This window comes from Leisingera sp., from assembly GCF_034669605.1.
In the GTDB taxonomy this organism is placed as follows: Bacteria; Pseudomonadota; Alphaproteobacteria; order Rhodobacterales; family Rhodobacteraceae; genus Leisingera.
Window position 1 is genome coordinate 1 of the sequence record NZ_JAXMOX010000012.1, and the last position, 18,836, is coordinate 18,836.

The 18,836-nt window shown below is 62.8% G+C and carries 15 protein-coding genes; 2 read left to right on the top strand and 13 right to left on the bottom strand.

All coding sequences use genetic code 11. From position 1 onward, the window contains the following. Positions 1–235: 235 nt before the first annotated feature. The 8 genes from VOI29_RS02610 to VOI29_RS02645 all read right to left on the bottom strand — a co-directional run bounded on the left by VOI29_RS02610 (position 236) and on the right by VOI29_RS02645 (position 7,548). A complete protein-coding gene (locus VOI29_RS02610; protein WP_323775883.1) occupies positions 236–919 on the bottom strand; it encodes a DUF1045 domain-containing protein in 684 nt (227 codons plus the stop codon). Between the two features lie 114 nt (positions 920–1,033). Further along, the gene (locus VOI29_RS02615) at positions 1,034–1,513 is read right to left on the bottom strand and encodes a class I SAM-dependent methyltransferase (protein WP_323775884.1); all 480 of its coding nucleotides are present in this window, start codon (positions 1,511–1,513) and stop codon (positions 1,034–1,036) included. After that, a complete protein-coding gene (locus VOI29_RS02620; RefSeq protein ID WP_323775885.1) occupies positions 1,514–2,272 on the bottom strand; it encodes a polysaccharide deacetylase family protein in 759 nt (252 codons plus the stop codon). Then, positions 2,269–3,405, bottom strand: a complete 1,137-nt coding sequence (locus tag VOI29_RS02625) for a glycosyltransferase family protein (RefSeq protein ID WP_323775886.1) — start codon at positions 3,403–3,405, stop codon at positions 2,269–2,271. Before VOI29_RS02625 ends, VOI29_RS02620 begins: the two co-directional genes overlap by 4 nt. Next, positions 3,402–3,989 carry a histidine phosphatase family protein gene (locus tag VOI29_RS02630; RefSeq protein ID WP_323775887.1) on the bottom strand — a complete coding sequence of 196 codons (588 nt, stop codon included), beginning with the start codon at positions 3,987–3,989 and terminating at the stop codon, positions 3,402–3,404. Before VOI29_RS02630 ends, VOI29_RS02625 begins: the two co-directional genes overlap by 4 nt. Then, a complete protein-coding gene (locus tag VOI29_RS02635) occupies positions 3,989–5,074 on the bottom strand; it encodes a glycosyltransferase family 4 protein (protein WP_323775888.1) in 1,086 nt (361 codons plus the stop codon). Before VOI29_RS02635 ends, VOI29_RS02630 begins: the two co-directional genes overlap by 1 nt. 6 nt (positions 5,075–5,080) lie before the next feature. Continuing rightward, on the bottom strand, positions 5,081–6,325 hold the full coding sequence (locus tag VOI29_RS02640) for a glycosyltransferase family 4 protein (RefSeq protein WP_323775889.1): 1,245 nt from the start codon (positions 6,323–6,325) through the stop codon (positions 5,081–5,083). Beyond that, a complete protein-coding gene (locus tag VOI29_RS02645) occupies positions 6,322–7,548 on the bottom strand; it encodes a glycosyltransferase family protein (RefSeq protein WP_323775890.1) in 1,227 nt (408 codons plus the stop codon). Before VOI29_RS02645 ends, VOI29_RS02640 begins: the two co-directional genes overlap by 4 nt. Positions 7,549–7,945: 397 nt before the next feature. Between VOI29_RS02645 and VOI29_RS02650 the strand changes: the two genes are divergently transcribed. Beyond that, the gene (locus VOI29_RS02650; RefSeq protein WP_323775891.1) at positions 7,946–10,333 is read left to right on the top strand and encodes a mechanosensitive ion channel family protein; all 2,388 of its coding nucleotides are present in this window, start codon (positions 7,946–7,948) and stop codon (positions 10,331–10,333) included. Positions 10,334–10,500: 167 nt separating this feature from the next. On the opposite strand, the gene VOI29_RS02655 is transcribed toward VOI29_RS02650, so the two are convergent. The 5 genes from VOI29_RS02655 to VOI29_RS02675 are packed head-to-tail and all read right to left on the bottom strand — an operon-like array spanning position 10,501 to position 17,710. Further along, entirely contained in the window at positions 10,501–11,847 is a 1,347-nt protein-coding gene (locus VOI29_RS02655; RefSeq protein ID WP_323775892.1) for a CoA transferase, read from the bottom strand. Then, positions 11,844–12,998, bottom strand: a complete 1,155-nt coding sequence (locus VOI29_RS02660) for an ABC transporter permease (protein ID WP_323775893.1) — start codon at positions 12,996–12,998, stop codon at positions 11,844–11,846. The genes VOI29_RS02655 and VOI29_RS02660 overlap by 4 nt, the downstream gene beginning before the upstream one ends. Next, on the bottom strand, positions 12,995–14,023 hold the full coding sequence (locus VOI29_RS02665; RefSeq protein ID WP_323775894.1) for an ABC transporter permease: 1,029 nt from the start codon (positions 14,021–14,023) through the stop codon (positions 12,995–12,997). The genes VOI29_RS02660 and VOI29_RS02665 overlap by 4 nt, the downstream gene beginning before the upstream one ends. After that, complete coding sequence (locus tag VOI29_RS02670) at positions 14,023–15,936, bottom strand: ABC transporter substrate-binding protein (RefSeq protein ID WP_323775895.1); 1,914 nt, start codon at positions 15,934–15,936, stop codon at positions 14,023–14,025. The genes VOI29_RS02665 and VOI29_RS02670 overlap by 1 nt, the downstream gene beginning before the upstream one ends. Then, a complete protein-coding gene (locus VOI29_RS02675; RefSeq protein WP_323775896.1) occupies positions 15,929–17,710 on the bottom strand; it encodes an ABC transporter ATP-binding protein in 1,782 nt (593 codons plus the stop codon). Before VOI29_RS02675 ends, VOI29_RS02670 begins: the two co-directional genes overlap by 8 nt. 434 nt (positions 17,711–18,144) lie before the next feature. Between VOI29_RS02675 and VOI29_RS02680 the strand changes: the two genes are divergently transcribed. Beyond that, positions 18,145–18,810: a TetR/AcrR family transcriptional regulator gene (locus tag VOI29_RS02680; protein WP_323775897.1), complete on the top strand. Its 666-nt coding sequence runs from the start codon at positions 18,145–18,147 to the stop codon at positions 18,808–18,810. The last annotated feature ends 26 nt before the right edge of the window (positions 18,811–18,836 follow it).

Below are 18,836 nucleotides of genomic sequence, written 5' to 3' on the forward strand. Positions count from 1 at the left end.
GACGAGAGGCGGCGTGGAAGTCTCGGTTCAGGTTCGGATGTTGGAACTCTTGCAGGGCCCCGCAGCGTGAAGGCTGAAGGCTGATGGCGCCAGCGCCGGGCCGCGTTAGTATCGGGCGTGGCGCCGCAAGACACGGCGGCCCAGCAGCTTGCGCGGCTGAACATCCCGGAACGGCTGCGGAGATTGACAACAGCGGTGCGATCGGCTTGGCGGTGCAGGCCGCGCTGACTGCCGTTCAGCCGGAAAGGGCGTAGCGTTGGATCAGGTGGAAGCGGCCGTCAGGTGCCTCGCCCATCAGCGCCAGATCCCCGATTGCAAAGGGCGCAGGCAGCAGCGGGAGGAGAAACGTGTTGAGCGCCTCTTCCACCGCAGGCAGCTGCGGCTTGGGCAGTTTGCCGGTCAATGTGATGTGAAAGCGGAACTGGTCCAGGACATAGGGGAAACCCCAACGGCTGAGGTTTGCGTCCTGCTCCGGGTTCAGCCCTGCGCCGCGGCGGCGCGCGACCTCAGTTTCGGATGCCGGCGCGCGGAACCGGTCAAGCTCTGTCACGCAGGCGGCGGCCAGCGCCTTCAGCGCGGTCTCGTCCCCGGCTGGGCGCAGGGCCAGGAAACGGCCGAGCCGCACCAGCTGCAGACCGTCCAGCGTGACCGGTGCTTGCGAGGCGGCCAGCGCGGCACAGGCATCTTCAAGCGCCGATTGGGTCTGCCCCTCGGCGAGGCGCATCGGCGGCTTCAGGGTGGCGTGCAACCCGTATTTGCGCGGCACGCCGGTAATGGCTGCCACATCCAGCCCGTGAACCTGCGGGTGGGGCAGGTCCAGACCCGCTTCCATGTCCCAGCCCAGCCAGCTGGCTGCAAACCGGCTCCACGCTGCACCGGCAGGCGGGGCGTAATAGATCGCGTATCGCGTGAATGTCACGTTGGCCTCCTGAACGCGGCCGTCCATAGCTTGAGAGATGTGAAGGTCAGATGACAGATGAATTGATCCTTGCCAATGCCAAGCTGGTGCTGGCGGGCGAGCCGCGGACCGGGATCAGCCGGCCCGGTAGAACATATAGCGTCCCGGCGGGATGCCGTCCGGGCCGTCCAGCTCTTCGAACCCGATCAGCGGCTGGCCCGAAACGATGATGCCGCCAGGGACCATGACTTGCGCAATGACGGGGGAGAGGATTGCGGCTTCGGCGACGTCTTTTTCCTTGATGCCAAAGCCAAAATCATAATGCGCCAGGGCAATGCTGCGCCCCTCAGCCGTTAGCCGTTCCAGCATTGGCTTTGCCTCGCCTTGCAGGAAATCCTGTTCCGGCGGCACGCAGGAGGGATGGCATTGCAGCAGCCGGTCTATGACCCATATCCGCCGGAGGGACAGCGTTTCACGCAGGTGATCATAGGTACGGCCGTTGCCCAGGCCCATGTCCAGCACATCGCCTTGCAGCGGGCTGATTTGCCCCGCGGCCCAGTTCAGCCCGTCGCGCTGGGCAGTGAGGCGGCGCAGCATGGAATCCAGACGGCTCATTCAGGACATCCTTTCGTCATAGATCCAGGCCTCGGCAGGGCCAGCAAGCAGGCGTTTGGCAAACGCAGCAGTGAACTCCCAGACCGCCTCGTCATGCACCAGGTGGTGGGTCAGCAGGCCGTATGGTTCCGCGTTGTCGGCCTCGCCAAGGCGGCGGTCGCGCAACTGGCGCACCACCTGCGCAATCAGCTGGTCGGGCGGCACCAGGCTGCGGGCGCCTTTCCAGTCGATCGGGTCGAGATGCGTGTTCACCCGCAACAGGCCGGAGGCGGGTTTGGCGTTTTTGCGCGGTGTAAAGGTCGAAACTGCGGTGAAACCGGCACCTGCCAGCCATGTCAGCATTTCCGGCGAAATCCGGTTCCAGGGCGGCACGAACATCGGGCGCAAGCTGGTGCCGAACATTTCCTGCAGCGCGGTGAGGCCGCGCTCGGCATCGTCCAGCAGTTCCTCCAGCGGTCGGTGGGCACCGAACTCGGCTTTTTTTTCACCGGCGGGCGCGTGGTTCTGATGCGCCCAGCCATGTACCACCGGGATCAATTGCGGATGATCTGCAACATAGCGGCCAAGGTCCGGTGTGACGCCCTGCGGGATCACTGCGAGATGCACCGGCAGGTCAAGCTGCGCAGACAGTGCTGTCAATTGCTCCAGCTCGATTGAATGGGACATCGCGTCATCGTCCCGCCACCACAAAGGCAGTTTCAATCCTGCCGTTTGCCAGTGTTCCAGTTCCCGGTCCAGACTGCTCCAATCCGGTGTCATTCGCGCCCTCCCGCAAGTTCAGCGGCAATCTTCACACTCCGGACGGCGCCGTCAAACCTGAAACCGCCCGCTACCCGCGGCGGTGCGTGCAATACCGCCTTGACCGCAGCGCATAGCGACGCCGCCGAGAGGTTCGCGGTCTTAACCACCTGGACGCCGTTCAAGGGCGCAAGGCTGGCAGCCCGCAGACCCTGTTCGGTTTCATTTCCGGCATCAAACGGGATCAGCACAGCGGGCGTGCCGGCTTGCAGCAGGTCCAGCGCAGTGTTGTAGCCGCACATGCTGACCGAGGCCGCGGCGTGGGAGAGCATCTGGCGGAAGTCCTTGCGCGCCGGTTCCAGCAGAGCGGGGGAGCCTGCCTTGGTAAGCTCTGCAATACGCCGGCCGGCGTCCGATCCGCCAATCAGCAGCCGCCAAGGCGTGTCAGGCATCAGCTTTGCTGCCTTGAGCGCAGCCTGGTAAAGCGGTGTTCCGACGCTGCCGCCACCAGCACTGACCAGCACCTCGCCGCTGCCTGCCTGCTCCGGGTGCAGGCCGGCAGCCGGAGGGGCAACGTAGCCGGTGTAGCGCAGCTTGGCTGCCAGCATGCGGGAGACCGGCCAGCTGGCCTCCAGCTTTGTGGCCGCAGGGTCGGAATGGACCAGCACTGCGTCGTAAAACCGGGCGATCACGGCATCGGCTTTGTCCGCTTTCTCTGGTTTGGAGGGCGGGGCGAGAATGTCACGGATAGAGGAAAGGATCACTGGCCGCCGGGGTATCCCATGGGCGGCGTCAAGCAGCGCCAGGAACTCCTTGCGCAGGGAGCGGCGGCCAAAGGGGTACAGTTCGGTGATCAGCACATCGGGCTGCATCGCGTGCAACGCGGAGCACAGCGCCTTTTCTCGGCGGGTCAGATAGGTCTCATCCGCCAGAGAGCCGTCCGCTGCCAGCAGCCGGGTGAAATTCACCCCGTCGGAACGCAAGGGTGGCAACTGGACGAGAGCGATTCCATCGATGTTGAGCTGGGGGGCAGGAAAGCCGCCGGAAACCACCTGAACCTGATGCCCGGCAGCGGAGAAGGCCCGGGCGAGTGTCAGCGCCCGGGCCAGGTGGCCGGTGCCAAGCAGATGGGTAACGGCGATCAGGACCTTCATGGTGCGGCCTTGCGGATAAGGCGGACCGGCTCGGGCCGAGGTGTCAGGGCAGTTCCGCTAAGTTCGACCACGAACAGCCGGTTGCGCTTGATACGGAAGGGGGCGGGGCTGTCGAAATCCCAGCCATGGGCGCGTGCCAGGATCACCCGCATAATGCCGATGTGGCAGACCGCCAATGTATCCTGTGTCAGACCGCGCAGCCAGGGTTCGATACGGGTCCAGACCTCCGCGGGCGTTTCACCTCCCGGCGGGCGGTAGTGCCAGCCCCAGTCCTCGATGTCGCGGAAGCCGCTGATTGGATCAGCCTTCAGGTCCAGCCCTTGCAGGCCTTCCCAATCGCCCCAGTCCATTTCAATAAGTTCCGGCGCGGTGCGGGGCGGGCGGCCCGCAACCAGCTCTGCGGTTTCAGCTGCACGCAGCAGCGGGCTGGAGCAGAGGTCTGCCTGCAGCCAGTCATCGGGCAGGGCATAGCCGCGCAGCGATTCGCGGGCTTGCTCATCCAGCGGGATGTCACTGCGGCCCTGGATGCGGCCTGCGCGGTTCCAGGCGGTGTGGCCGTGACGCAATAGGGCGAGGCGGATCATCAGCGGGTCTCCATCAGCGGCAGAACAGTTGCCCAGAACCGCCGGGCAGCGGCAGGGGCAAGGTGGCGGGACGAAATGAGGTTGCGCACATCCTTGCCTGCCTCAACGCGCAGTGCGGGGTTTGCAAGCAGGCCCGCGGTAAAGGCTGCGAGAGCTTCGGGCCCCTGTTCCGGAGCAGGGTAGCCTGCAGGCAGCAGCACATCCCGCACGCCGGGCCGGTCCTGAGCTGCGATGGGCAGACCGTGGGCCTGGGCTTCCAGGTAGACCATGCCGAACGCTTCGTTCACGCCGGGCCAAAGGAACAGGCCGGCGTTGCCATAGGCGGCTGCCAGCTGCGCACGGGAAAGCTGGCCAAGGAAGCGCACTTTGTCGCCATAAGGGGCCATCAGTGTTTCGACATCGAGGCGGGCAGGACCGTCGCCTGCAATGTCCAGCCGCCAATCGCCGTGCAGATGAGAGAGCATTGCGGAGATGATTTGGTAAGAGGCCAGCTTGTCACCCTGACGCATCATGCCGGCCGTCAGCATCGGGCCGTCCAGCGGCGAGGCTTCGGGCAGCCGATCCAGCGGCAGGAAGGGGGGCAGGTAGGCCACTGCCTGCCCGCCGCAGCGATCACGGTCCAAAGCAAAATGATCCTGTTCCGTGAAGTAGAAGATCGCCGCGGCAGCATCGGCAGCGGCGTGGGCAGCTTCCGCAAAGCCGGCCCATGGTCCGGTCAGGCGCTTCTTGGCGCGGGTGGATTCGATTTGCACATAGGGAATGCCGCGGGCACGGGCAACGGTAGGGCCGATCAGATCGGGCGCCTTGTAGTAGTTGTGATAGCTGACCCAAAGGTCCGCTTGGGGCAGGCTGCGGATAAGCCTTTCAGCCTCGGCTTCGGCCTGATTGCGCAGGCTTGCCTGCAGCGCCGCGTCGCCGTGCTTGTCATATATCCGCTGGTCGGAAACCAGCTGCACCTCCGCACCGCTGGCGGTGAGCAGACCTATCAAGTTACGGGCAATCTCGCGGTCGCCGGAGGGTACCGGGTGATGCGGCGGTTTCATCGGTGCATAGAAGGCAACCCGCTTTCCGGCTCCCGGCTGCATGTCCAGTCAGTTGCCCTGCAGCATCGCGTTCAGCCGTTGGGAAAGCTGGGCAATGCCGGGATCCATGCCGAAATCCGTGCGCAGGCGGGTCAGTGCGGCCTGGGCCATTTCTGCCAGGCTTTGGGGATGCCGGACGGCGTAAAGAAGGCTTTCCGCCAAAGCTTCGGGGGTGTCCGCGCTCAGCAGGCCATGAGTTCCATGGGTGATGAATTCGGGAATGGCGGAAACCGGGGACGACAGGATCGGCAGGGCCTGCGAGGCGGCCTCCATCAGCACATTGGGCAAGCCGTCGCGGTCGCCGTCCGCGGCGACCCGGCTGGGCAGCACAAACAGGTCCGAGCGGCGCATCGCCTCGATCACCTCGGGCTGGTCGCAGGCGCCGCGCCAAGTGATCCGGTCGGCGATACCTGTATCCTCGGCAATGCCCTGCAGCAGATCGCCTAAACCGCCGCCGCCGATGTGGGTCCAGTGCCAATCCAGGCCTGCGGGCAACAGGGCCAGGGCGGCCAGCAGCCGGTCAAAGCCTTTCTTTTCCACCAAGCGGCCGACGGACATGAAACGGACCGGGTCTTGCGGCTGGCGCAGCTGGCGCTCAGGCGGTGCGGGGAAGCGCGCGAGGTCGAGACCGTGATAGACCAGATCAACCCGGTCCGGTGCATCGGCCATATCCTGCAGGTGCCTGGCGCCGAAACCGGTGCAAGTGGCGCCGAAGGCCGCGCCGTGATGGGCGGCGGAGAGCTTTTCTTTGATTTCCCAATCGGGCGAGGTCCAGATGTCTTTGGCGTGAGCCGAAAAGCTCCAGGGCAGTCCCCGCATGATGGCGGCATAGCGGGCAACCGAGGACGGCGTGTGCAGGAAATGCGCGTACAGCCCCAGCACTGCGTCCGGCATTTCCGCGGCCAGCACACAGGCTTGGCCAAAACGGCGGATGCGGTTGGGTGTCGGGTCGCGGCGCAAATCGGCGCGCCAGATGCGGTAGGCCTCAGCATAGCCGGGCAGTTGCTGAGCCTTGACGCGCGCGCGCCACACACGCTCCGGCTCTTCATAGAGGTACTCTGGAAGGTAGTTCACCGGTGCCTGCAGCCGCGCATGCAGCGGGTGGCGCTTGATGTCGGTGGGGTGGCGCAGAGACCAGATCTCGAACGTGTGGCCGGTGGCCTCCAGGGCAACCAGTTCCTGTGCAATGAAGGTTTCGGACAGCCGCGGCCAGCCCTTGACCACCACCGCAAGGGGCGGGCGGGCAGAGGTCATTCAGCGGCCTCTTTCCGGGTGTTCTGAAGCAGCGCAGCGACCCGGCGGGTGACGTAATCCAGCCCGTCCAGCAGCCCCTCTGACCCGGCGGCAGAAGGCGGTGGCTGGGTGGCCAGCGCGCGGATCGCCTTGGCCAGCGCCGTCGCGGTCCAGCCGTCGCGGGTTTCATCCAGCATGGATGCAAGGCCGATTTCCTCGGCCCGGCTGGCGCGGATCCATTGCTCCAGCCGCGGCGTGGTGCGGGGCACGATCACTGCGGGTTTGTCAAAGGAAAGAACTTCGCAGAAGGTGTTGTAGCCGCCCATGCACACGACGCCCTGAGCGCCGGCAAACAGGGTTTCGATCTGTGATTCAAAGCCGACAGCGGTAACACGGCCATCGAGCCGGGCAACGCGCGCCTCGAAATCCTCGCGGGTTTCGCCGGACAGGAAAGGGCCGTAAACCAGCACCGCGCGGGGAGACAGCCCCGGGTCGGCTTCATAAGCCGACAGCACCAGGTCCACCATCATCTCGCCATCGCCGCCACCGCCGGGGGTGACCAGCAGATAGGGCTGTTCCGGCGGCTCCCCCACCTGGCCAAGATCGCGGCGCAGGTAGCCGGTCCAGTGCATCCGGGCCTGCATTTGCGGTGTGAACGGCAGCCCCGCAGTAGGGTCGTATACGGACCGCGGCCCGTAGACCCAAATCTCATCATAGAAATCCCGGGTGGCCTCAACCGCGTGTTTGCGCTCCCATTCGGCGGCCAAAACCTCGGGTTCATCCAGCACGTCACGCAGGCCCAGAACCATCTTGCAGCGGCCCTGTGATTTCAGCAGGTCCAGTGCCGGCATCAGCTCACCGCGAAAGCCGGTGGGTTCCTTGTCCGCCACCAGCACATCGGGGTCGTATTGCTCCACTGTCGAGCGGATCAGGGCGGCGCGCAAGTCGGCGGTTTCCTCTATGCTCATACCCATCGTGCGTGAGGCATAAGAGCCGTCAGAACGCTTGATCACACCCGGCAGGCGGACATGATCGACCCCGGTCGGGAAAGAAAACCGCCCCGCAACCGGCGAACCTGTCAGGATCAGCGCCGAGGTGTCGGGGTTGGCAGCCGTTAGGGCACCCGCAAGCGCACGTGAACGACGCAGATGCCCCAACCCGAAAGTGTCGTGGCTGTAGAACATGATCCTCGGCCCGCGCGTGCCGGTGTCTGCCGCTGTCTGGCTGGCGATTGCGATCGTCATTGGATTGCCTGATCAGGTTGCCGGGCGGCGGATGGCCGTAATGCCGGATCTGCGGCGCAGTACCCAAGCCAGCCGGAATTGCCGCTCGTCCCCGGGCGCCTGCTGTTGTGCTCCGCCATCGTCCGCCTCAGTTTGCGCGCCCCTTTTTGCCAGCTGCGGCGGGAGCACGGACAGTATTTGCCAATGCTGCTGTATTCGCCCGGATGGTATTCTGCCAGTCCAGGAGCTGCAGCTGTCCGCCCGCTAGGCGGAAGTTTGAATTTATATAACCCGGAGCCTGTGCGCATGCAATCATGTGCCTTTGTTGCCTGTTGCACTGGAAATTGCGCCCGCGCCATTTGCGCAACGTTCCGTCGCGTGGTTAATTTGACGCAAGTTTCCAGAAGGATAAGCGTTCATGCTGCAGCAACTGTTCCGGGTATTGCTTTGCGCTTTGCTAAGTTTCGGGCTGGCGGCTCACGCTGGCGCGCAGGAAAGTGACACGGGCGGAGCGGATGCGCTGTCCAGGGCGATCGAGAAGGCGGCGGAAAGCGGCGTCAGTGTGGTTGTGGTCGACAGCAGCGGCCAGCTGATGAATGCGCCGCCGGACCAGGCAGAGGAAGCCGGCCGCCTGGCATCCGGCACGAAGGAACAGCCTTCGATGCTGATGAGGGCGCAATCCAGGGTGGGGGCGTTCCGCGCAGAACTGAACAGCCGCCTTGAAGCGCTGCCATACTCGATCTTCGAGATGCAGTACATCCTGCGCCAGACCAGCCCGGACGGCCGCATCATGACCTATGTCGAGGTGCTGGGCTGGAGTGTCTTGTTCCTACTGGTCGGGCGCTGGCTGTCGACAGAGATTTACGGCAAGCGCATCGCCAAACGTTTTGTGGTCGCCCGGATCCAGGCCAACCCGGAAGGCTATCAGGAAAAAATGCCCTTCCTGGTGTACCGGTTCCTGATGGGGATCGGGGCCACCGTTTTTGCGATGGTTTTTGCAGCCCTTACGTCCTATCTGATCTTCGGAGCCTCGGGTGATCCGTCAATCGAATTCACGGCAACGGCTGTCTACACGGCTTTTTTCCTGGCCCGCACGGTGTCCGATCTGTGGCGGATGGTGCTGTCGCCTTTCCTGGCCCAGTACCGCATACCGGTATTTTCGGACCGGGACGCAAAGCGGCTCTATATCTGGGCATCCTTGCTGGCGACCTATGACATTTCGTCGACACTGTTTGCTACCTGGGTTGGCGATTTTGGCCTGAACTATAATGTTTATGCATTGGTCTACGGGGTTTTGGCGCTGGCTGGGATGCTGGGCAATCTGCTGATGCTGCTTGTCAACGGGCGCGCCATTTCCAACGCCATCCGCGCAGGCCGCGCACCTGAGGAATGTTCCTGGCTGGTACGTATCCTGTCGGTTGCCTGGGCGCCGGTGCTGATGGCCTATATGGCTTTTGGCTGGTTCAAGCTGGCCTTTGACCTGGTGCTGGAACAGGAAATCTCGATCCCGCTGATGGCGGGAAGCTATATTGTGCTGACCACGATCCTGATCGTCTATGGGGCGATCAATTACTTTATCGAACGCTATTTCAGCCGCAACAGGATGGTTCAGGCAGCGGCAGACCCGGATCAGAATGAGGCACCTGCCGAGGCACAGGAAACAGATCCGGCCCAGATGACCTTGGCGGAGATATCTGCAGAGGGTCCAGGGGCCGGCGAAGATGATACCGCCGCATTGCCTGCAAAACACCCGATCGCCACCTACGAGGATCTCGCCCGCCGGGTTGCGGGGATCCTTGCCTTTGTCGTTGGCGCCTATTCGCTGGTGATTGTCTGGAACCCGGATGCCCGCTGGACCGAAACGATGGCGGCTGACCGAGTGATTGATGTCACCGTGATCCTGTTCATCGGTTATATTGTCTATCACCTGTTCCGGATCTGGATAGACAGCAAGATCGACGAGGAGGCCGGTGAAGTGGAACCCGGGGAACTGGGGGATGAAGGCGGGGCTGGCGGTGCCAGCCGCCTGGCCACCTTGCTGCCGCTGTTCCGCGGAGCAATTCTGGCGGTGGTGCTGGTCTCGATCGTTCTGATCGTGCTGCTGGAACTCGGCATCAACGTCAGCCCGCTGTTTGCCGGTGCCGGTGTGGTCGGCTTGGCGGTGGGCTTTGGCTCGCAGACTTTGGTGCGGGATATCTTCTCCGGCGCTTTCTTCCTGATAGATGATGCCTTCCGCAAGGGCGAATATATTGATATCGGCGATGTGAAGGGCACGGTCGAAAAGATCTCGGTGCGTTCTTTCCAGCTGCGTCATCATCTGGGTGCGCTGCACACGATCCCCTTTGGCGAGATCAAGGTGCTGACCAATTACTCGCGTGATTGGGTTATGATGAAACTGCCGATGCGCGTGACCTATGACACTGATGTGGAGAAGGTTCGCAAGCTGATCAAGAAGCTTGGCCAGAAGCTGATGGATGATCCGGTAATCGGACATACCTTCATTCAGCCGCTGAAGTCCCAGGGTGTGATCGAAATGCAGGATTCGGCGATGATCATCCGTGTGAAATTTATGACCAAACCAGGGGATCAGTGGATTGTCCGCAAACGGGTGTACCAGGAGATCCGTGAATTATTTGCCCGCGAGGGCATCAGATTTGCCCATCGTGAGGTCACCGTGCGGCTGGCGCCGGATAAGGCTGAAGATATGACGCCGAAGCAGAAAGAAGCAGCCGCAGGGGCAGCGCAGGCGGCGATTGACGAAGATCTTCTGGACGAGATGGGCGGACCGGGCGGCGATGACCGCTGAGCCAATGCCAGGCCGGCGCCCTCCCGCCCCCGTGCTGGATCGCTTACGCGCTCCTTTTGGGGTTTGGCATGGCGCCGCGCCGCCGCCTGCGGCGGGAGTATTTCTCGCAGAAAGAACTCCGGGGTGAGTTGGCTGCAAGCCAAAGGGGCAGCGCCCTTCTCCATAGGCTATTGCAGCCAGCATGCGGGGGCGCTGCCGCAACGGGAAGCGGGCCGGTCCCATCGCATTCGGCTGGTATCCAGACCGAGCGGTGCAGCAAGGCGGCGGCCCGGACCCCAGCCGCTGTTTTCAATCTCCGGATTATAGTCGCTGTCCGCCGGTTTGGTGAGCTCCAATCCTTCGGCATGTTTCTGCAGTCCGGCAATCAGTTCTGCGGTGCGGGCAAGCGACAGACGGGCCACGGGCACTTCCTCTCCACGGGCGGCGGCTGCCAAGGCCGAAAGGGCTGCTGCTGCCATCAGATAGCCCGTGGCATGATCCAGCGCTTGCACCGGTAAAGGGTGCGGATTGTCCGTCCTGGCCTGGACGCGGCCTGTATCGGCGATACCTGCACTCATCTGCACCAGGCTGTCAAAGCCGCGCCGCAGGGCCCAGGGGCCGGTCCAGCCATAGGCATCCAGAGTCACTTCAACCGCATTGGGAGCGATCCGGCGGCGGGCGTCCGCACCGTAGCCCAGACCATCCAGTGCACCCGGGCGGTAGCCATGCACCAGAACATCGGTGTTGGACAGCAACGTCTCGAACCGCTGGCGTCCCTCGTTGCTGCGCAGGTCCAGGAATGCCATGCGCTTGCCCAGTGAAATGTCGGATATGACCCCCGGTTCGTCCCAGCCGGGGGGATCTATGCGCAGCACCTCTGCCCCGAAGCCAGCCAATGTGCGGGTCGAGACCGGCCCGGCCAGAACCCGGGTCAGATCCAGCACTCTGAGACCGGCAAGCGGGCGGTCAGCCGTCGCCTCGGGCCTGTTTCGCAGCTGGATCTTGCGGGGGGAGATCCAGTGGATCAGCGGTTCGGCCGCCACAGCGCTGCCTTGAGGATGCGCCAGCCAGTCCGCGCGGCTGCGCATGGCGGCGGCCGCGCCGCCTGCGGTCACGATCTCCTTTTCGAGAATACCGGCCTGCCAGTGCCTGACTGCGGCTTCTGCACCGGAGCGATTTCCCTCACAGCCGAGCACCTGCAGCGCGGCCCGGCGGTGTTGCGGCAGGTTGGTGTGCAGGCGGATCCAGCCGTCTGCGGTTTTATAATTGCCGGCAATCGGATCCCACAAGCTGGGAAGCTCCCAGCCCACGGGGCGCAAGCTGCAGCTGAACCAAAGCGACGCCAGGCGCTGGTCCACTGTGACCTCCGGCGCAACGGGTGCCAGGTTCAGCGCCGCTATCAGCTGCGCCAGTTCCAGCCCAGCTGCGGCGATTGAGGCATTGGCAAGTTCGGTAACCGCGAAGGCGCTGGACCATCGCCCGGTGCCCGCCTGGCAGTAGCTGCCAGGCGCGGGGAGGGCGGTCAGCAGGGTCATTGCTCGTAAGGATCGAGGCTGTCGCGCAGCCCGTCGCCGAGAAAGTTGAAGGCGAGCACGACGATTACAATCGGCAGCATCGGGACCGCGGTCCAGGGGTAGATCTCGATCGAGGCCAGGTTTTGCGCATCGTTCAGCATCACGCCCCAGCTGACCGCCGGCGCACGCAACCCAAGGCCGAGGAAAGACAGCGCGGTCTCGCCCAGAATCATCGCCGGGATCGACAGCGTGGCCGAGGCAATCAGATGCGACATGAAGTTTGGCAGCAGATGCTTGCGGATCACCCGGCCGGGAGAGGCACCCATCATCTCTGCGGCGCGCACATATTCCTCTTCGCGCAAGGACAGGAACTTGGCCCTCACGGACCTTGCAAGCCCTGGCCAGTCAAGAATCCCGAGGATGATTGAAATGACAAAGAACACTGCAACCGGAGACCAGTTCGAGGGCACCGCGGCAGAAAGCGCCAGCCACAAGGGAAGCTCAGGCAGGGACCGCAGGATTTCGATCACCCGGTTTATCAGCCAATCGGTCTTGCCGCCGAGATATCCTGCCAGTGAACCAAAAAAGATACCAAGCACAAAGGACACGGAAATGCCGATCAGCCCCACAGTAAGCGACAGCTGTGCGCCATAGGAAACGCGGCTGAAGATGTCGCGGCCGAGCCGGTCGGACCCCAGGATAAAGATCGTTGCCTCTTCGGTTGCGCAGAACAGGTGGCGGTTGCTTTCGATCAGACCTGCCAGCTTATACGTTTTGCCCTCGCAGAAAAATTCAAGCTTCAGCGGGCGCGAGGTGTCCGGACTGAATTCCCACTGGAAAGTTTCCAGATTGGCCTCGGATGTCATCGGGTAAACGAAGGGACCCACGAACGCGCCCTCGTGGAACAGCTTTATCGATTGCGGCGGGGAATACAGGTGCTCTGAAAAGCGCTGGTTTGGACCGTAGGGCGCGATGAAGCCGGCAAACGGGATCATCAGATAGGCGACCAGCAGAAAAAGGCCCGAAATCAGCCCCAGCCTGTGGGTCCTGAATTTGCGCCAGACCAGCAGCCAGTTGGGCGCGTCGAGGTCCTTGCGCTCCAGCTCCAGCAGCGAGGCCTGCGGGTCGAAAGGCTCATCATCGACGTAACGTCCATCAGGCAGCCGGGTCATGCGCCGCGCCCCTCATACCGGATCCTCGGGTCAAGAAGCACTAGCAATACATCTGAAACCATGGTGCCGATCAGCGTAAGCAGCGCGACGAACATCAGCACGAAGCCCGACAGGAACATGTCCTGGGTCTTGAGTGCGGTCAGCAGGGTCGGCCCAATGGTTTGCAGCCCCAGCACCACCGACACCAGTACCGAGCCTGAGATCATTGCGGGCAGCAAGTTGCCGATGTCTGCGACAAAGGGGTTGAAGGCCACCCGCAGCGGATATTTGGCCAGCATCCGCGCCGGCGCCATGCCCTTGGCGATGGCGGTTTCCACATAGGGTTTGCCCAGTTCGTCCAGCATATTGGCGCGCAGGCGCTGCATCATCGCGGACGCACCGGCAGTGCCGATCACGAAAGTCGGCACAATCAGGTGGACGAGAATGGATTTCACCTTGTCCCAGTTCATCGGCACGCCTTCGTATTCAGGCGCCATCAGCCCGCCGATGGGCAGATCAAACCAGCGGTGGCCATAGTAGAACAGGATCAGCGCCAGAAGGAAGTTTGGCGTGGCGAGGCCTAGATAGCCGATGAAAGCCGAGGTGTAATCAATCCAGGTGCGGGCCCGCGCGGCAGCCAGCACCCCCAGCGGCAGCGCTACCGCATAGACAAAAACAACGGCGGACAGGTTTACCAGAACTGTAAGCCAGAGGCTGTCGCCGACAATATCGGCAACCGGGCTGTCGAACTCGAATGACCAGCCGAAATTACCCTGTATCATGCCGGAGAACCCGTGCGGGCCGGGCATGAAGCCCATCCAGATCATGTATTGCTGCCACAGGGGTTTATCGAGCGCATATTCCTGCCGCAGGAATTCCGCCTTAGCGACACCTGCGGACTGGCCGGTGGCCTGCAGCTCGGCAATCTGGTTCGATAAATAATCACCCGGCGGCAGGTTGATGATGGCAAAGACCAGCACGGACACCACCAGAAGCGTAAGCAGCATGGTGCCGAACCGGTAAATGGCGTAGCGCAGAATTTCCATCAGCCCTGGCCATCCTCGAAAAAGAACTCATCCGGCCGGTAAACGCCGAAATGGGCACCGGGATCCCAGGCCCATATGGCCTGTTCCGGCACGTTGCGCAGGCGGTTGCTGACCACGACGGGCTGCGGCGCGGCGGCCACGACGCCGATGGCATAAACTTGATCAGCGTGGATTTTCAGCATGGACCGCCAGGCGGCAGCCCGCTCGGCATCTGTGGCGGCCATGTTCCAATCCTGCATCAGATCCATCAGCTGCTGCGCCGGAGCCATGTCAGGCGGCTCACCCGCGTCACCGCCGGTTTGATAGTATTGGCCCCATTTCGGCCAGGACAGGAACACCTGATCCGTTGGCGCCAGATAGGCGGGCGAGGTGTAGACCTGCGGCAAGCCATTGTCCCAGCCGAACCAGGCAGAGGCCAGGGTCCTGCCGGAAAAGACCCGGTTGCGCAGGATGTCGCGGTCCAGCGGGCGCATGACCAGTTTGACCCCGACATCACGCCAATCGTCCGAGATTATCTGAAGAGCATTTTCGACTTCCTGACGTTCGCCCGCTGTTTCCACGACAAGTTCCATCAGCCGCCCGTCGGCCAGATAGCGGATACCGTAGGCGTTTTTCTCTGTCAGGCCGGCCTCGTCCAGCAGCAGATTGGCCTGCTCCGGGTCGAAATCCGCCCAGGCGGCACGCAGGCCAGGGTCGAAAAATTCGCTCTGCTCCAGCACGGTCATGGCGCCGGGCTTGGCCAGATTGAAATAGAGCGCCCGGTTAATGGCGCGGCGGTTGATGGCCAGCGACAGCGCCCGGCGCACCCGGACATCGCGCAACACCTCGCGCCAGACCGGATCCCTGGCATTCAGGTTCGGATAGATCGCAATCTGCGAAGCGGCACCGGACCCCCAGAGATATGTCTTGTAGTTTGCGCCATCCTTCTCGCCCTTGCGCAGGATCGGAATATCGCGAAAGTCCAGGCCGCGGGCCTGCAGATCGGCCTCGCCGGCGTTCGACTTGGCCGCTACCAGGCCGGCGGTCACGATCTCCATTTCCACGGTGTCGATAAAGGGCAGCTGCACGCCGCGGCTGTCGATCCGGTGGTAATAGGGATTGCGCACGAACTGGTGGCGGATCTTCTTGCCGGGCGAGGCATTGATCCACGGCTGCAGCGTCGGAAGCTCGTGGTTATCGAACTTGTACATATTGTCGTATTTGTTGTGCAGCGCGGCCCAGCTTTTGACGCGGGCGTAATCGACTTCCTCTTCCAGCGTATCCGGGTCGGCGTAATCCGCGTGGAACTGTTTCAAGTATTCCGCAGGCCGGTAGATGAATGGCGGGCGCGCCTGGGCCAGCATGTGCAGGAAACTGGGGTTGGGGTCGTCCCATTCATAGATGATTGTGGTTTCATCCGGGAAGCTAACCCGCGGCAGCTTGCCGTTTACGCGCAGGAAATCCGGCGGACCGGCCGGGCTGAGCAGTTCTTGGTTGGCGACATCCTCCCACCAGTAGCGGAAGTCGGCTGAGGTGAAGGGATCGCCGCTGGACCAGCGGTGGCCGGGCCGCAGTTTCAGGGTGTAGCGCCGGTTCCCTTGGTTCTCATAGCGCAGCAGAATATCAGGCTGCAGCCGGTAGCTATCGTCATAGCCCGCCAGCCGCGCATAGCCATAGACAACCATCTGGCGGATATCCTTGGAGCGGGTCACCATGGTGTTCAGCGTGCCGCCTTCGATGCCATAGCCCCGGCCCTTGGCAGCCAGGTCGACCACCAGCGGCACCTCTGGCAGGCGTTTGGCCACAGGCGGCAGGTAGCCCGCATTGACTTCGGCGCTCCAAAATTTGCTTTCCTGAACCTCGGGGCCGCACAGGGCAGAAAACGGGGCAAGGCAGAAGGCAGCCGCCAACAGGGGTTTCAGGGCATCAAGCATGGCAGCGCACCTTATGGCCGGGTTCCAGGTTTTTCAGGTTTACCAGGCGCGGGGCATCAAACCCGTTAAAGCGGAATTCTTCGGGCCAGCAATCCGGCGCGCCTGCGCCCTGGGCCACCAGATTCAAATCTATGGGCCGGTCAATATCGGGTTCCGGCTGAGCCGCGATCAGCGCCTTGGTGTAAGGGTGCTGGGGATTGTAGAACAAGGTTTCCGGCGGCGCCTGCTCGACAATCAATCCGCGCCGCATCACTGCGACCTCATCTGCAATGCGGGCTACCACGGCCAAATCATGGCTGATGAACAAGTAAGAGAGGTTCTGCCGGTCGCGGATTTCCTCCAGCAGCCGCAGGATCTGCTCCTGCACCGAAACATCCAGCGCCGAGGTCGGCTCGTCGCAGACGATCAGCGCCGGCTCCAGCATCAGCGCGCGCGCGATTGACAGGCGCTGGCGCTGACCGCCGGAAAACGCATGCGGGTAGCGTTTCAGCATGTCCGGCGACAGGCCGACCAGCCGCAGCATGTCCGCTGCCCTGTCCCGGCGTTCAGCACGAGAACCGACGCGGTGGATCTCCAGCGGCTCAACCAAGGTGTCCTGAATGCGCATCCTGGGCGACAGCGAGGAGTAAGGATCCTGAAACACCATCTGGGCCTGCCGCTGAAAGGCAGTGCGTGCGGCGCGGTCCATGCTGTGCACAGTGACCGCCGGTTGATCAGGGTCAGGGCGGAACAGCACCTCGCCACCGGGATCCGGCGGCTCTGCCCCTAACGCAATCCGTGCGGCCGTGGTCTTGCCCGAGCCGCTTTCGCCGACGACAGCCAGGGTTTTCCCGCGGCTTAACAGCAGATCAATCTCGCGGCAGGCGTGGATCAAGGTTGGAGCTTGCCAGCCTTTGCGGGCTCTCAAAGTGTAGGTCTTGGAGACCGACTTCATTTCCAAGATCAGATCATCGCGTGACGGCGGGATGGCGACAACCGCTTCATCCGGGATTTCCGGGGCCGCGTTGAACAGGGCCTTGGTGTACGGATGGGAAGGGGTCCGCAGCATCGGTTCCGCACGGCCGGATTCCATCACCCGGCCCTTGTGCATCACCACCACCTGCTCTGCCATATTGGCGACCACGCCCAGGTCATGGGTGACCAGGATCATTGCCATGCCGGTTTCGTGCTGCAGCTCTTTCATCAGACCCAGCACCTGCGCCTGTGTCGTCACGTCCAGCGCCGTAGTCGGCTCATCCGCGATCAGCAGGTCCGGCTTGGCCACCATAGCCATGGCGATCATCGCCCGCTGGCGCATCCCGCCAGACAGTTCGAAGGGATAAGATCTGTAGGTGCGTTCCGGCTCGGGGAACCCGACCCGCTCAAAACATTCAAGAACCGTCTTGCGTGCCTCGCGTTCGGACTTGCGGCCATGCAGCCACAGCACTTCTGACACCTGGTTGCCGATCCGGTGCAGCGGAGAAAGCGAACGCATCGGCTCCTGGAAAATCATCGCGACGGTATTGCCGCGCACGTCGCGCATCAGCCGTTCGTCGAGTGTCGCAAGATCCACCGAGCCGCCGCGGGTGTTCAGCAAGATGCGCCCGGAGCGCAGCTGCGCCACCTTCGGCAGGATCCGCAGCACGGCACGGCAGGAGACCGTCTTGCCCGAGCCGCTCTCCCCGACCAAGGCAAGTGTTTCGCCAGGCTGCACAGCAAAGCTCACGTCCTTCACGACGGAGGCACCCTTGCCAAACCCGACGCTGAGGTTTTCAACGGACAGCAGCGGACGCATTCAAGTTTGTCCGCCCGGCTGGTTCAAGGCATTCATGAGATCATGTTTTCCCCTGTTTTTTCCCTCAGTTTCGCGTGCTGAGGGCTGCTTAGTCAAACCCCATTTGACCGGATGCCCGTTGTACAAGGGGTAATTGGTTGGCTTTCCGGTTGTGCTGATGGGCGCTTCTTAGGGCCAAAAGCCCGCATTCGCTCCGCATATTCGGTGTTTTTGGCCGGGCGGGCCGGGCAAGGATTACGGGTTTTCATGTTAGCATGCCTTCAGGTGTATAAAGGCCCAGTTTATATCCCGCCCTTCACTAGCTGCGGACCTGCTGTGGCCCGGGCGCCACTCAATCCATGCCGCAAAAGCCTGCTGACAGGATTGCATTGTTGGCGCCAGCCGTCAGCCCGGCATAGAATGCCAGGGAACGCAAACATTCCGAAAGGCCGCATATGGCGCAAAAACCTGTTCTGCACCGGGACGATCCGGAGGCCGAGCCGCTGGTCGGCAACATTAAGGTTACCCGCAACGACTGGCTGAATGTCGCGATGGATGTGCTGATCTCGGACGGGGTGGAGCAGGTGAAAGTGCTGGCGCTTGCCGAGCGGATGCAGGTTTCGCGCTCGTCTTTCTACTGGTACTTCAAGTCGCGCCAGGACTTGCTGGATGCGCTGCTCAAAACCTGGGAGCAGACCAATACCGCCGGCATGGTGCGCCAGGCCGAGGCACCGGCCAAGACTATCACAGGGGCCGTTCTGAACGTGTTCCGCTGCATCGCCAACCCCGATCTGTTCAACACTGCACTGGACTTTGCCGTACGTGACTGGTCCCGCCGCTCAGGCAAGGTGCGCAGCTTGCTGGACCGCTCGGACCGGCGCCGGGTCGAAGCGTTGACGGGGATGTTCGCACGCTACGGCTATCCGGACCGAGAGGCGGTAACCCGGGCCAAGGTGCTGTACTATATGCAGCTCGGCTATGAGATGGCGGACCCGAATGAGAGCCACGCGCACCGGCTGGAGGTGACGTCCGAGTACCTCAAGGTTTTTACCGGGCGCGAGCCGCTGTCCGAAGAAATGGCGGACTTCACCGAGTTTACTAAGCAGCACTGGGACGTCTGAGGCGTTATCCGCAGCCGCGGGCGTGA